Raw genomic sequence first — 12,968 nt, forward strand, 5'->3', positions numbered from 1 at the left:
TTGGGGGGTGATTGATCAGTTGACCCAGTGGACGCGTCCCCGCCCCACGACGCGCGGATACCGGCGCGATGCCCTCACGGCCGGGCTGCTCGGGATCGGCGCGACGGTGTCCGCGGTGCTCTATGCCCGCGTCGGCTGGTACTCGGAGCCGGCGCCGGTGTGGCTGAGCGTGATTGCGGTTGCAGGCATGACGGTGCCGCTGGCTTTTCGTCGGCGGGCGCCGGAGCTGGTGGCGATCGTAGTCGCCATCGCCTTCTTCGTCGTCGGCCAGTTCTCGGTGCCCGAGCTGCTGTTCTGCAACATCACACTGTTCGTGGCGATCTATACCATCGGCGCGTGGGGACGTAATCGACGCCGAGCCGCGATCACACGCGCTGCGATCATCGCGGCCATGTTCGTCTGGGTGATCGTCAACCTGCTCGTGACCGTGGGCGACCCCGGAAAGCTGCCCGACCTGTCGCGCGCGGGCGTCTTCTCCCAGCTCGCGGCCCTCGCGGTCATCCAGGTGCTGATGAACCTGTTGTACTTCGGCGCGGCGTACTACTTCGGCAACTTCGCCTACGCGGCCGCCGCCGAGCACGCGACCCTCGAGGCCCGTACCGCCGAACTCGCCGAGGAGCGCGAGCGCGGGGCCGCGCAGGCCGTCGCCCTCGACCGGGTGAATATCGCCCGGGAACTGCACGATGTGGTCGCCCACCACGTCTCGGTGATGGGCGTGCAGGCCGGAGCGGCCAGGCGGGTGTTACAGACGGACCCGGCGCAGGCATCCGCTTCACTGGAAGTGATCGAGCAGAGCGCGCGCAGCGCCGTCGAGGAACTGCAACAACTGCTGACCACGCTCCGCAGCGACGACTCGGATGCCGCGAGCCAGAGCGCGTCGACGCGTGGGCTTGACCAGCTGGCTGAGCTGGTCGACGAGTCGAGGGCCGCCGGCACGCCGGCCACACTGAGCGTGATCGGCGAGCCCCGCCCGGTCACCGCGCTGGTCGGTTTCACCCTGTATCGCGTGGCGCAGGAGGCGCTCACCAACACCCGCAAGCACGCCGGCAGCCGCGCCACCGCCGACGTGCGGCTGCGCTTCGCGCCGGACAGCGTGGAACTGGAAGTCGTCGACAGCGGCGTGGGGCACAGCCTCGCCGCCACCGGCGGCCTCGGCCAGGTCGGGATGCGGGAGCGGGTCACCGCGATCGGCGGCGAACTCGAGATCGGCCCGCGATCCCGCGGCGGGTACCTGGTACGCACCCGAATCCCGCTTGCAACGGATGCCGCCCGATGACGCGGGTGCTGCTGGTCGACGACCAGGAACTGGTGCGCGCGGGTTTCCGGATCATCCTGCAGAGCGAACCGGGCATCGACGTCGTCGGCGAGGCCGCGAACGGCGCCGACGCCGTGCGGCTCGCCCGGGAGCTGGCTCCCGACGTGATCTGCATGGACATCCAGATGCCCGGCGTCGACGGGCTTGAGGCGACGCGGCAACTGGTCGCCGATGCGAGCGTCACCAGCCGCATCCTGATCCTCACCACCTTCGACCGGGACGACTACCTGTTCTCGGCCTTGCGCGCCGGAGCGAGTGGCTTCCTGCTGAAGACCGCCTCCCCGGAGGACCTGGTCGAGGCGGTACAGGTGATTGCCCGCGGGGACGCCCTGCTGTCACCGAAAGTCACCGCGCGAGTGATCGCCCAGTTCGGCGTCGCGGCGGGTGCGGAATCGACGCCGTCTGCCGCTGCTGCCACAGTGGACACAGCGGACACGGCGGACACAGCGGCGTCTGCGGCGACGGCCGCTGCATCCGTTGCTGTCCCTCTCGCGCCCGTCGCGCCCGCGGCGCCGGACCCCGGCCTCACCGATCGTGAGGCCGAAGTGCTCTCCTTCGTCGCCCAGGGCTGGTCGAACGCGGAGATCGCGACGGCACTGTTCGTCGGGGAGGCGACCGTGAAGACCCACGTGTCGAAGGTGCTCATGAAGCTCGGCGTACGCGACCGGGTGCAGGCCGTGGTCTACGCCTACGAGAACGGGCTGGCGTCGAGAAGGAGAGCCTGACGTCCCCGTCTCCCCCTCAGGGCGGAGGTCCAAGACCCGACTCACGACGGATGCCGTGGGCGAGCACCGTCCCTAGCGTGGAAGCATGCTCGAACTCACTGGAATCACTCGCTCATTCGGCGACCGACGCGTGCTGCGCGATGTCTCGTTCACGGTGGCGCCCGGCCGGATGACCGGTTTCGTCGGCGGCAACGGCGCCGGCAAGACCACGACCATGCGGATCGTGCTCGGCGTGCTCAGCGCCGACGCCGGCACGGTCACCTGGAACGGCTCGCCGCTCACCCCTGGCATGCGCACCCGCTTCGGGTACATGCCGGAGGAACGCGGCCTGTACCCGAAGATGAAGGTGGCCGAGCAGATCATCTACCTCGGCCGGCTGCACGGCATGACAACGGATGCCGCCAAGCGCAGCACCCTGCACCTGCTCGACCAGCTCGGGCTGGCCGAACGCGCCGACTCCACGATCGAGACCCTCTCCCTCGGCAACCAGCAGCGCGCGCAGATCGCCGCCGCCCTGGTGCACGACCCTGAGGTACTGATCCTCGACGAGCCGTTCTCCGGCCTGGACCCGATCGCGGTGGAGGTGGTGCAGGGGGTGCTCACCGGGTTCGCCGCGAAGGGCGCACCGGTGCTGTTCTCCTCGCACCAACTCGACATCGTCGAGCGCCTCTGCGACGACCTGGTCGTGATCGCGGACGGCGAGATCCGCGCCAACGGTTCCCGCGAAGGCCTCCGGGCGGCGCATTCGCGGGACCAGTTCGAGCTGCAACTCGACGGCGACGCCGGCTGGCTGCGCCACGAGTCCGGTGTCACCGTGCTCGACTTCGACGGCGGTTACGCGCTCTTCGAGGTCGACAGCGGCGACACCGCCCAGCGGGTGCTGCAGCGCGCCGTCGCTACCGCACCGGTCCGCCAGTTCACGCCGCAGCATCCGTCGCTCGCCCAGATCTTCAAGGAGGTCATCAAATGACCAAAACACGTTACGACACCCCCGGATTCCTGCCGGCCACCTGGCTCGTCGCCGAACGGGAGGTGCGGATGCGCCTGCGCAGCAAGGTGTTCCTCTTCTCCAGCGGCATCCTGCTGCTCCTCGTGCTCGCGGGAGTGATCCTGCCGCCGCTGCTCGGCGGAAACACGTCGGCGCCGAAGGTCGCCGCCGTTGGCTCGGCGGTCGCGATCGCAGAGCAGACCGGCGCGCTCGACGTGACCGAAGTGGCCTCGGTCGCGGAGGCCGAGAAGCTGGTGCGCTCAGAGAAGGTCGAGGCGGCGCTGGTGCCGTCGACCGGCGATTCTCCCCTGGAGGTTTCGGTGATCGCGCTCGACGAGACGCCCTCGTCGATCGTCGGCCTGTTCAGCGTCGCGCCGAGCGTCGACCTGCTCGATCCGTCCGGCCAGAATCCGGGGCTGGTCTATCTCGTGGCGATCGCGTTCGGTTTGATCTTCTTCGTCTCAGCGCTGACCTTCGGCTCGATCATCGCCCAGAGCGTGGTCGAAGAGAAGCAGACGCGCATCGTGGAGATCCTGATGGCCACCGTGCCGGTGCGCGTGCTGCTCGCCGGGAAGATCATCGGAAACAGCCTGCTCGCGTTCGGCCAGATCGTGCTCGTCTCAGCCGTGACCGCGGTCGGCATGCTGGCAACCGGTCAAGACCTGCTGCTGGCCGACATCGGGCCATCCATCATCTGGTTCGTGGTGTTCTTCCTGTTCGGCTTCGTGCTGCTGGCCGCACTGTTCGCCGCGACCGGCGCCATGGTGTCGCGCCAGGAAGACATCAGCTCAACCACCACGCCGGTGACGATGCTCGTGATGATCCCGTACTTCCTGATCATTTTCTTCTACGACAACCCGGTGGTGCTGACGATCATGTCGTACGTGCCGTTCTCCGCTCCGGTGGGGATGCCGATGCGGGTATTCCTCGGCGACGCGATGTGGTGGGAGCCGGTGCTGGCGCTGCTGGTACTGGTGCTGTCGACCCTCGCGGTGATCGCGCTCGGGGCGCGCATATATTCCAACTCACTGCTGCGCACCGGCGCCCGGGTCAGCCTGAAGGAGGCGCTGCGCGGTTGAGCGCGTCGCGAGCGCCCAACGCACTCCCGCACGTTGGGCGCTCGCGGCTGACCTTCCTGGTCGCGGCCCACCTAGAACATCCGCCGCGACCACAAACATGGGCCGCGACAATGAGGTGCGGTCGGTGCCGCTCGACTGAATCGGTCGGTCGGTGCCGCTCGACGGAGTCGGGCGGTCGATCCGCGGGCGACGGATGCCGCATACCGGCCCCCGAAATCCCGCCGGGCMCCCGAAATCCCACCGGGCAACCGAAATAGCGCGCGCCCAGCGCACTTTCGCGCGCCCGGCGGCCCACAGCCAGGCGCTCCGGGGCCCGAGCGCTCCGCCCGGCCCGAGTGCTCCGAGGACCGAACGCTCCGCCCGGCCCGAGTGCTCCGAGGACCGAACGCTCCGCCGGCCAAGCGGCTGCGAGGCYAGMCRGGACGCTGATGCCGCAGCCGGGCMCCCGAAATCCCACCGGGCAMCCGAAATAGCGCGCGCCCAGCGCACTTTCGCGCGCCSGGCGGCCCACAGCCAGGCGCTCCGAGGAGCGAGCGCTCCGCCGGCTCCGAAGGCTCCGCGGGCTCCGGGGCGCTCCGCCGGCACCGAGGGCTCAGAGGAGCGAGCGCTTCGCCGGCCAAGCGACTGCGAGGCCAGACAGGACGCTGATGCCGAAGCCAGGCACCCGAAATCCCACCGGGCACCCGATATAGCGCGCGCCCAGCGCACTTTCGCGCGCCGGGCCGCGAGCCTGACGGCGGCCGATGGTCCAAACTGCGAGGACTGGGGCGGCGGGGCGTGGCACGATTCCGGCACCGGCCGCCTCCAGGCTGTCCCGTAACCCCCGGCACCGGAAGTCCACGGGCTGTCCCGTAACCCCCGGCAGCGGAACCCGCCAGGCTGCCCCATGAATACCGGCTTCGGAAGCCCGCGCCGCGGCATCCGCTGTGGTGATGCGGGTCAGTACGTCCCGGTGAGCACTACGGGCGGGTGCGGTGTCGGCGGCACCAGCTGCATCACGACGGCCTTCGGTTCGGTGAAGAACTCGCGGCTGAAGTTGCCGCCCTCGCGGCCGACGCCGGAGGCGCCGACGCCGCCGAACGGGGCGCGCAGGTCGCGGATGAAGAAGCAGTTCACCCAGACCGTGCCCACCCGGAGCAGCCCGGAGACGCGGTGCGCCCTGACCAGGTTCTCGGTGAACAGCATCGCGTTCAGGCCGTAGGGGCTGTCGTTGACCTCGTGCACGACCTCGTCCTCGCTGTCGAACGGGGTGATCGTGACGATCGGACCGAAGATCTCCTCGCGCTGGTGGCGGGCGTCGCGGCCGAGGCCGGTGACCACGGTCGGTCGCACCGTCCAGCCGTCGCCGAGCGAGCCGGTTACCGTGGTGCCGCCGACCTCTTCGATGGTGTCGAAGTAGCTGCGCACCTTGGTGTAGTGCTCTTCGCTGGCGAGCGGGCCGATCTCGGTGGCCGGGTCCTTCGGGTCTCCGACAACCATGGCGTCGGCGGCGGCCGTGAAGCGTTCGGTGAACTCGTCGAGGATCGAGCGCTCGACGTAAATGCGGCTGCCGGCGAGGCAGACCTGGCCGGCGTTGGTGAAGATCGCGCGGATCGACCAGCTGACGGCGTTGTCGAGGTCGGCGTCGGCGAAGACCACGTTCGCGCCCTTGCCGCCGAGCTCGAGGCTCACCGGGGTGAGGTTCGCCGAGGCCGCGCGGGCGATAGTCCGGCCGGTGTTCGATTCGCCGGTGAAGGTGATCCGGTCGACGTCGGGGTTCTCCGTGAGCGCCTGGCCGACCGAGTCCGGGCCGTAGCCGTGCACGACGTTGAAGACGCCGGCGGGGATCCCTGCCTCGAGGGCGAGACGGGCCATGATCGTAGCGGATACCGGCGTGTCCTCGGCGGGCTTCAGCACGACGGTGTTGCCCCAGGCCAGCGCTGGGGCGACCTTCCAGCTCTCAAGCATCATCGGGAAATTCCACGGGGCGATCGCGGCGACCACACCGGCGGCCTCGTAGCGGGTGTAGGTGTGGTGGCCGGAGTCCATCGGCAGCACGTCGGCGGGGCTGAGGTGCGCGTGGTCGGCGAAGAAGCGGAAGTTCTGGGCGGTGCGGGCGACGTCGTTGCCGAGGCTCTGCGTGATCGGCTTGCCCATGTCGCGGGTGTCGGCCATGGCGAGTTCCTCGCCGTGCTCGATGATGAGGTCGGCGAACTTGTTGATCAGCTCGCGGCGCTTGCCGGCGGTCATTCGCGGCCAGGGGCCCTCGTCGAATGCGCGGCGTGCGGCGGCGACGGCGAGGTCGGCGTCGGCCTTGGCGCCGAGGGCGACGTCGGCCCACGGCTCGCGGGTGTACGGGTCGATGCTCGGGAAGGTCTCCCCCGAGATCGACTGGACTTCCTGGCCATCGATGATGTGACCGAATCTCTGCATGGCCTGGGCCTTTCGTGGTGTGGTGGTGCGGATGTCGCGGATGTTGCGGGCGTCGCGGATGTCGCAGGTGTCGCAGGTGTCGCGGATGTCGCGAGTCTTACGTGCCGGGCGGACGAATCCGCCCGCCCGGCATTGTTGTGCTGCGTTGCGTGACGGCTATTTGCCGGGAACGTAGACCATCTTCTTGAGGTCGACGGGTGCGGGGATCGCGCCCTGGTCGACCATGATCTTGTTCCAGACCTCGAGGTTCTTGGCGCTGGCCGAACCGGCAACCCAGACCGGGAGCTTGATCTTGGCGGCGAGCTCCGGGGTGGTCTTGCTGTAGGTCGGAACGATCTCACGGGCCGCGTCGGGGTTCTCCGCGAGCAGCGCGTTGGCCTTCTCGAGGCCGCGGATGAACGCGGCCGTGGTGTTCGGGTTCGCCTTGACGAACTCTTCGGTCATGCCGAGGCCGGAGAGCGGAACACCGGCGGTGGGACCGGAGAAGTTCGCGAACAGCTTCGTGGCGCCGGCCTCGTACGCCGCGGTCTGGAACGGCTCGACCAGCCATACCGCGTCAACGCCGCCGGACTGCAGCGTCGGCACCATGTCGGGGAACGGCAGCTCGAGGAACTCGACCTTGCTCACGTCCACCTTGGCCTCCTTCATCAGCACCTTGATGGTCAGTTCGCCGGTGTTCTTCAGCGTGTTGACGGCGACCTTCTTGCCCTCCAGGTCCTTGATCGACTTGATGCCGGAATCCGCTTTCACGAAGACGCCGTTGCTCTCCTCGTTGCCACGCACGCCCTCGGCGACGATGTTGATGCCGATTCCACCGCTCTGCGCGAGCAGGAACGACGGGTAGGTCGCGAATGCGGCCTGCATATCGCCGGCGATCATGGCCGGAACCGCGGCGGCACCACCCTGGGCGGGCTGGGCGGTGACGTTCAGGCCCTCCTCCTTGAAGAAGCCCTCGGCGATGGCGATGAACACGGATGCCTGGTCCGCGACCGGCGTGATGCCGACGAGCAGGTCGGTGGTCTCCGGCTTGCCGGTGCCGGCCGGGGCCGCCGCGTCGGCGGGGGCCGCCGCGGTGCCGCCGGAGCACGCGGCGAGGCCGAGCGTCAGAGCGGATGCCGCAATGATGGCCAGCCAGGTCTTCTTACGACTGATTGTTTCGGATGTGATGGGCACGGTTCCTCCTTGAATGGTGCGGTGCGTGATGGTGGTGCGTGTGTTGGGGTGTTGCGCTGTTAGGCGACGTCGGCCACCGCGGCCACGTCGTCGTTTTTCGGGTGGCGGATGAGGCGGGCGACTTCACCGCGCAGCCGGATGAACTCCGGGTCTTCCTTGGTCTCGATCTGGTCTCGATCGGCGGAAAGCGGGATGTCGAGGGTGGTGACGACGAACGTCGGCGGCTTGGAGAGCACGACTACGCGGTCGGCCAGGTAAACGCTCTCGTCGATGTCGTGGGTGACGAAGAGGATGGTCATGTTGAACTTCTTCTTCACCGACAGCACCAGGTCTTCGAGGTCTTCCCTGGTCTGCGCGTCGACAGAGGCGAACGGCTCATCCATGAGCAGGATCTTCGGGCGGTAGGCGAGGGCGCGGGCGATCGCGACCCGCTGCTGCATGCCGCCGGACAGCTGCGACGGGAAGCGGTCCTCGAAGCCGGTCAGGCCGACGGCTGTGAGTGACTCGCCGACGCGCTCGTCGACATCCGCTTTGCTGAGGCCGAGCCGGGTGAGCGGGAAACGCACGTTCGCCTCGACCGTGAGCCAGGGGAACAGCGAGCCGCGGTAGTCCTGGAAGACCATCGCGAGCCCCTCGGGGACCGAGGTGATCTGGTCGCCGAGGAAGGTGAGGTCGCCGCCGGTGGGCCGCATCAGCCCTGCCATGGTGCGCAGCAGGGTCGTCTTGCCGCAGCCGGACGGGCCGACGATGGAGACCAGCTCGCCGGGCTCGACCGTGAAGGTGATGTCCTTGAGCGCGAGGTGCGCCTTCGCGCCGGTGCCGTAGGTGTGGGTGAGGTGTGTGACGTTGAGCATGTTTCTTCCTTACGGACTAGGCGGTTTCGCGACCGGAGCTGCGCTGCCAGGCGAGGATGCGGCGCTCGACGACGGTGAGGAGCGTGTTGAGAAGGAAGCCGATGATGCCGAGGAGCACGATCCCGGCCCACATGTCGAGGAACCCGAAGCCGCGCTGGGCCTGCACGATCGAGAAGCCGATGCCGCTGGAGGCGGCGACCATCTCGGAGATGACCATCAGGATCAGCCCGAGCGAGAGGCTGGTGCGCACTCCGGCGAGGATCTTCGGCGCGGCGCCCGGCAGCACGATCCGGGTGAGCCGGCCGACGAAGCCGATGCGGAACACCGTGGCGGTTTCGTACTTGAGTTCCTCGATCGACCGAACGCCCTCGATGGTGTTCAGCAGGATCGGCCAGGCGGTGCCGAAGGCGATCAGCATGACCCGCATCTGGTCGTCGGTGCCGAAGAGCACCAGGAAGATCGGCAGCAGCGCCGGCGGCGGAACCGCCCGCAGGAACTGGATGATCGGGTCGACGTAGTCGCCGAACTTGCGGCTGAGCCCGATCGCGGTGCCGACGGTGATCGCGACCACCACCGAGATGCCGAAGCCGAGGAGCACGCGGGCCAGGCTCGGCAACACGTCGTTCAGCATGCTCGGCGTGAGCATCCCGTTCGCGCCGGGAAGCCAGAGCAGCGCGGCCCGTTCGAAGATGCGGATCGGCTGCGGGAAGAACGGGGAGGGGAACGCGACGGTCGCGACTTGCCAGACTGTGATCAGCACGGCCAGCACGATCCAGCGCAGGGCGAAGCGTCCCCACCATTGGCGGCGGGCGGCCTGCTGTTCGGTTCCGCGGGGCCGGTTGGCCGTTGTCACTGGTGCAGTGAGCGCCATTACGCCACCCCCTCCTTCTTCCAGGCGAAGATCTTCCGCTCGATGGCGACGAGCACCAGGTTCACCACGACGCCGATGAGCCCGGCGACGATGGTCCCGGCGAACACGAGCGACGTGTCACCGCCGCCCGAGCTGATCCGCAGGATGTATGAGCCGATGCCGCTGGCCGAACCGGCGAGGAGCTCAGCGCTGATCGTCACGATCAGGGCGATTGCGGCCGAGATGCGCACACCGGTGGCGGCGAGCGGCGCCGCGTACGGCAGGCTCACCCGGGCCAGGATGCCGATCCGGCCGAGCCGGAAGGTGCGCGCGGTCTCCTTGGCGACCGGGTCGACATCACGCACGCCGTAGACGGTGTTGAAGAAGATCGGCCAGAGCGAGGCGTACACCACGAGCGCGATCTTCATGTCGGCGCCCTGGCCGAACACCAGGATGGCCAGCGGAATGAGGGCGACCGACGGGATCGGCCGCATGAACTCGACCACCGCCGACGACGCCTCGTAGGCGATGCGGAAGGAGCCGAGCACCAGCCCGAGCGGAACGGCGACGATGATCGCGAGGCCGAGGCCGATCGCCCATGCGGTGAGCGTGGCGCCGACGTCGCCGAGGAACTCGGGGTCGACCAGCAGCCCGGCGGTGTCCAGCAGTACCCGGGACATCGGCGGCAGGATGTTCGCCGGCACGATGCCGAACCGGGACACCGATTCGGCGAGCACCAGCAGCACCGCGACGCCGGTCAGGCCGCGGGTGACCTTGGGGCTTACGCGGCGGCGCACGGGCAGGGTGGCGACGGTAGGGGTGCCGGTGCTGGTCTCGGTGCGGGTGTCGGTGCTCATGCTGACCTCCGCACGGGTGCTACGATCCGGCCGAGCGTGGTGAACTCCACGGACACCTCGTCCCCGTCGTGGATGAACACGGCGTCGGTCATGCCGCCGGTGAGCACGATCGACCCGGCCTCGATGGCCTCACCGCGGGCGGCCAGGGCGTTTGCGGCCAGGGCGAGGGCCTCTGCCGGGTGACCCTGCACGGCGGCGCCGGTCGCGGTGTCGACGACGGCGCCGTTGATGCGCAGCACGCAGGCTTCCAGGGCGAGGTCGAGTCCGACCGGTGAGACGGATGTCGCGCCGACGATGAACCGAGCGCTGGAGGCGTTGTCGGCGACCACGTCCGGCATCGCGAAGCTGAAGTCGCGGTATCGGCTGTCGATCACCTCAAGGCCGGCGTGCACCGACGCGACGGCGCGCATCGCGGAGGCGGCGGTCACGCCGGGGCCCTCGAGGCGTTCGCCGAGCACGAAGACGATCTCGGGTTCCACCCGGGGGTGGATGAGCTCGTCGAGCGCGATCGGGACGCCGGCTTCGAGCACCATCTTGTCGGTGATCACGGCGGTCAACGGGGAGTCGATACCCATCCGCTGCTGCTTGGCACGAGAGGTGAGGCCGAGCTTGACGCCGACGATCGTGTGGCCGTCGGCCTGCTTGCGCTCGATCAGCACACGCTGGGCGGCGTAGCCGGTCTCCAGGTCGAGGCCGGGCCATTCGTCGGTGATGCGGCCGCGGTCGGTGCGGGTCGCCTCGGCGTCGAGGAGGATGTCGGCGACCTTCTCAGTCGACCAGTCTGTTGTCGTCATGCTGCGACCTCCGTCGATGCTGCTGATGCTGCTGCCGCTGCCGCTGCCGCTGCCGGAGCGAAACGAGCGCTGACCGAACCGAGGTGGGCGAACGTGGCGGTGATGGTGTCTCCGGGGGCGACGGGGACGGCGGCGGTGATCGAGCCGGCCATCACGACCGAGCCGGCCTCGAGCGTCTGCCCGAGGGAGCCGAGCATGTTCGCCAACCAGCGCACGCCGTTGATCGGGTCGCCGAGCACGGCGGCTCCGGCACCGGTCGCGACGACCTCGCCGTTCTTCACGAGCACGCAGCCGGCGAGCCCGAGGTCTGCGGTATCGAGCCGCACCGGGCGGGTGCCGAGCACCAGCGCGCCGGAGGAGGCGTTGTCGGCGATGGTGTCCGAGAGCTGGATCTTCCAGTCGGCGATGCGGGAGTCGATGATCTCGAGCGACGCGATGGCGTAATCGACGGCACCGATCACATCCGCTGTGCTGAGGCCGGGACCGCGGAGGTCGTGCTTGAGAACGAAGGAGATCTCCGGTTCGATCCGGGGGCTGATGAAGGCGCCGGCGTCGAGGCCCGAGCCTGTGCCGTCGAGGATCATGTCGCGGAACAGGTGCCCGAAGTCGGGCTGGTCCACACCGAGCTGGCGTTGCATGGCGAGCGAGGTGAGGCCGACCTTGTAGCCGGCGACGACGCGGCCCTGCTGCTTCCACCGCTCCACCTGGTGCAACTGGACCCGGTAGGCGTCTTCGAGCCGGAGGTCGGGGTGGGCCTCGGTGAGGGGGCGCACCGGCTGGCCCGTTGCGTATGCCTCGAGCAGGGCATCGGCGAGGGTGCCGATGTCTGCGGTGGAGTACTCAATGTCGTTCAAGTGCTGACCTCGTTGTCGTGGTGCGGGCTGCGTTCCGGATTACGCTAGTCCATATTATTCATCATGTCGAATATGTTGATAACAATAGGGCCTCCCAGTACGGGGGCCGATCAGGCGATGGTGTCGTTGAGCCGTTCCGCGTACGGGGCGTGACGCTCGGCCGCGATGCGCGCGCGCCCGGGGCTGCCTGAGGCAATCGCATCGACGAGTTCACGATGCAGGGCCCAATTCTCCTGCCAGGCTTCGCGGAAGTGCGCGTCGGGCGCGACGTCGCGAAGCGAGTGCCGGGCGGTGTCGAGCAGCGAGAGATAGATGGTGCGCAGCATCTCATTGCTCGACAGGAGGGCGATTGCCTCGTGCAGCTGCCAATTCTGCCGCAGGTATTCGGCCGGGTCGTCCTGCAACTCGCCCATCCGGCGAACGATGCGCTCCAGGCGGGCCAGGCCCTCCCGATCCGCGTGGATAGCGGCATGCGCGGCCAGCGGGAGTTCGAGCGCGTTGCGGATCTCGAGCGCGTCGGCGATCGAGAGAGAGGTGGCGTCGAGCCCGAGGATCAGATGGCTGAGTCGAATCTGAGCGGTGGGCTTCGCGACGAAAATACCGCCCTGGGGGCCGGGACGCGCCTCGACCAGGCCACGGCTTTCCAGCAGTCGGATCGCCTCGTTCAGGGTCGAGGCTGCGACGCCGAACTGGTCACGCAGGTCGGATTTGCGGCCCAGCCGGGCTCCGGGCTGCACGTTCTGCCGCGAGATCAGCTCGCTGACCTGGTGGGCAACCGACTCGGCTCGTGACACCCGATCAGTGCTCACCCGGTCGAACGTGAGGCTGATACCGCCGTCGAGGGAATCAATCATGGTTGACGAATCGTAGCATTGAACATGCTGAATAGGAGACTATTTAGCGGCCCTTCGGAATTCGCGGGTGTCTCGCCGCCGCCCCGCGTATTTCCGCGGTCGCGCGCAATTCCAAGCCGAAATCCCAGGAATTACCCACCGGGCGCAGGGCCTGGGCGTGGTTGCCCCCTCGACCCCGTTCATAACTCCTGCAAAACGGTCGCCCTGGGGACG

The 12,968-nt window shown here is 68.5% G+C and carries 12 protein-coding genes; 4 read left to right on the forward strand and 8 right to left on the reverse strand.

Translation table 11 applies throughout. The annotated features are described in order from the left end of the window. Positions 1-7 precede the first annotated feature (7 nt). From AB4Y94_RS07550 to AB4Y94_RS07565, 4 genes are all read left to right on the forward strand, one after another. Positions 8-1,276 (forward strand): sensor histidine kinase, encoded by a 1,269-nt coding sequence (locus tag AB4Y94_RS07550; RefSeq protein ID WP_441726943.1) that lies wholly within the window; start codon positions 8-10, stop codon positions 1,274-1,276. After that, positions 1,273-2,040: a response regulator gene (locus tag AB4Y94_RS07555; RefSeq protein ID WP_441726945.1), complete on the forward strand. Its 768-nt coding sequence runs from the start codon at positions 1,273-1,275 to the stop codon at positions 2,038-2,040. Before AB4Y94_RS07550 ends, AB4Y94_RS07555 begins: the two co-directional genes overlap by 4 nt. Before the next feature lie 85 nt (positions 2,041-2,125). Further along, positions 2,126-3,010 (forward strand): ABC transporter ATP-binding protein, encoded by an 885-nt coding sequence (locus AB4Y94_RS07560; protein WP_441726949.1) that lies wholly within the window; start codon positions 2,126-2,128, stop codon positions 3,008-3,010. Next, complete coding sequence (locus AB4Y94_RS07565) at positions 3,007-4,107, forward strand: ABC transporter permease (RefSeq protein ID WP_441726952.1); 1,101 nt, start codon at positions 3,007-3,009, stop codon at positions 4,105-4,107. The genes AB4Y94_RS07560 and AB4Y94_RS07565 overlap by 4 nt, the downstream gene beginning before the upstream one ends. Positions 4,108-5,046: 939 nt before the next feature. Here the strand turns inward: AB4Y94_RS07565 and AB4Y94_RS07570 are convergent. The 8 genes from AB4Y94_RS07570 to AB4Y94_RS07605 all read right to left on the reverse strand — a co-directional run bounded on the left by AB4Y94_RS07570 (position 5,047) and on the right by AB4Y94_RS07605 (position 12,755). Then, positions 5,047-6,519: an aldehyde dehydrogenase gene (locus tag AB4Y94_RS07570; RefSeq protein ID WP_441726955.1), complete on the reverse strand. Its 1,473-nt coding sequence runs from the start codon at positions 6,517-6,519 to the stop codon at positions 5,047-5,049. Positions 6,520-6,675: 156 nt separating this feature from the next. Next, positions 6,676-7,692: an ABC transporter substrate-binding protein gene (locus tag AB4Y94_RS07575; RefSeq protein WP_441726958.1), complete on the reverse strand. Its 1,017-nt coding sequence runs from the start codon at positions 7,690-7,692 to the stop codon at positions 6,676-6,678. A gap of 59 nt (positions 7,693-7,751) precedes the next feature. Further along, positions 7,752-8,546, reverse strand: a complete 795-nt coding sequence (locus tag AB4Y94_RS07580; protein ID WP_441726961.1) for an ABC transporter ATP-binding protein — start codon at positions 8,544-8,546, stop codon at positions 7,752-7,754. A 16-nt stretch (positions 8,547-8,562) separates the two neighbouring features. Next, positions 8,563-9,417 (reverse strand): ABC transporter permease, encoded by an 855-nt coding sequence (locus tag AB4Y94_RS07585; protein WP_441726963.1) that lies wholly within the window; start codon positions 9,415-9,417, stop codon positions 8,563-8,565. Continuing rightward, entirely contained in the window at positions 9,417-10,253 is an 837-nt protein-coding gene (locus AB4Y94_RS07590) for an ABC transporter permease (protein WP_441726966.1), read from the reverse strand. The genes AB4Y94_RS07585 and AB4Y94_RS07590 overlap by 1 nt, the downstream gene beginning before the upstream one ends. Further along, entirely contained in the window at positions 10,250-11,047 is a 798-nt protein-coding gene (locus tag AB4Y94_RS07595) for a 2-keto-4-pentenoate hydratase (protein ID WP_441726968.1), read from the reverse strand. The genes AB4Y94_RS07590 and AB4Y94_RS07595 overlap by 4 nt, the downstream gene beginning before the upstream one ends. Beyond that, entirely contained in the window at positions 11,044-11,901 is an 858-nt protein-coding gene (locus tag AB4Y94_RS07600) for a 2-keto-4-pentenoate hydratase (protein WP_441726970.1), read from the reverse strand. The genes AB4Y94_RS07595 and AB4Y94_RS07600 overlap by 4 nt, the downstream gene beginning before the upstream one ends. A gap of 110 nt (positions 11,902-12,011) precedes the next feature. Further along, entirely contained in the window at positions 12,012-12,755 is a 744-nt protein-coding gene (locus AB4Y94_RS07605) for a FadR/GntR family transcriptional regulator (RefSeq protein WP_441726971.1), read from the reverse strand. Between the last annotated feature and the right edge of the window lie 213 nt (positions 12,756-12,968).

This window comes from Glaciibacter sp. 2TAF33 (genome assembly GCF_052114945.1).
GTDB lineage: Bacteria > Actinomycetota > Actinomycetes > Actinomycetales > Microbacteriaceae > Cryobacterium.

What these genes read in the sequence shown, in the direction of transcription:
- AB4Y94_RS07555 (WP_441726945.1), top strand. Translation starts at nt 1,273, where the DNA reads ATGACGCGGGTGCTGCTGGTCGACGACCAGGAACTGGTGCGCGCGGGT.
- AB4Y94_RS07560 (WP_441726949.1), top strand. Translation starts at nt 2,126, where the DNA reads ATGCTCGAACTCACTGGAATCACTCGCTCATTCGGCGACCGACGCGTG.
- AB4Y94_RS07565 (WP_441726952.1), top strand. Translation starts at nt 3,007, where the DNA reads ATGACCAAAACACGTTACGACACCCCCGGATTCCTGCCGGCCACCTGG.
- AB4Y94_RS07570 (WP_441726955.1), bottom strand. Translation starts at nt 6,519, where the DNA reads ATGCAGAGATTCGGTCACATCATCGATGGCCAGGAAGTCCAGTCGATC.
- AB4Y94_RS07580 (WP_441726961.1), bottom strand. Translation starts at nt 8,546, where the DNA reads ATGCTCAACGTCACACACCTCACCCACACCTACGGCACCGGCGCGAAG.
- AB4Y94_RS07585 (WP_441726963.1), bottom strand. Translation starts at nt 9,417, where the DNA reads ATGGCGCTCACTGCACCAGTGACAACGGCCAACCGGCCCCGCGGAACC.
- AB4Y94_RS07590 (WP_441726966.1), bottom strand. Translation starts at nt 10,253, where the DNA reads ATGAGCACCGACACCCGCACCGAGACCAGCACCGGCACCCCTACCGTC.
- AB4Y94_RS07595 (WP_441726968.1), bottom strand. Translation starts at nt 11,047, where the DNA reads ATGACGACAACAGACTGGTCGACTGAGAAGGTCGCCGACATCCTCCTC.
- AB4Y94_RS07605 (WP_441726971.1), bottom strand. Translation starts at nt 12,755, where the DNA reads ATGATTGATTCCCTCGACGGCGGTATCAGCCTCACGTTCGACCGGGTG.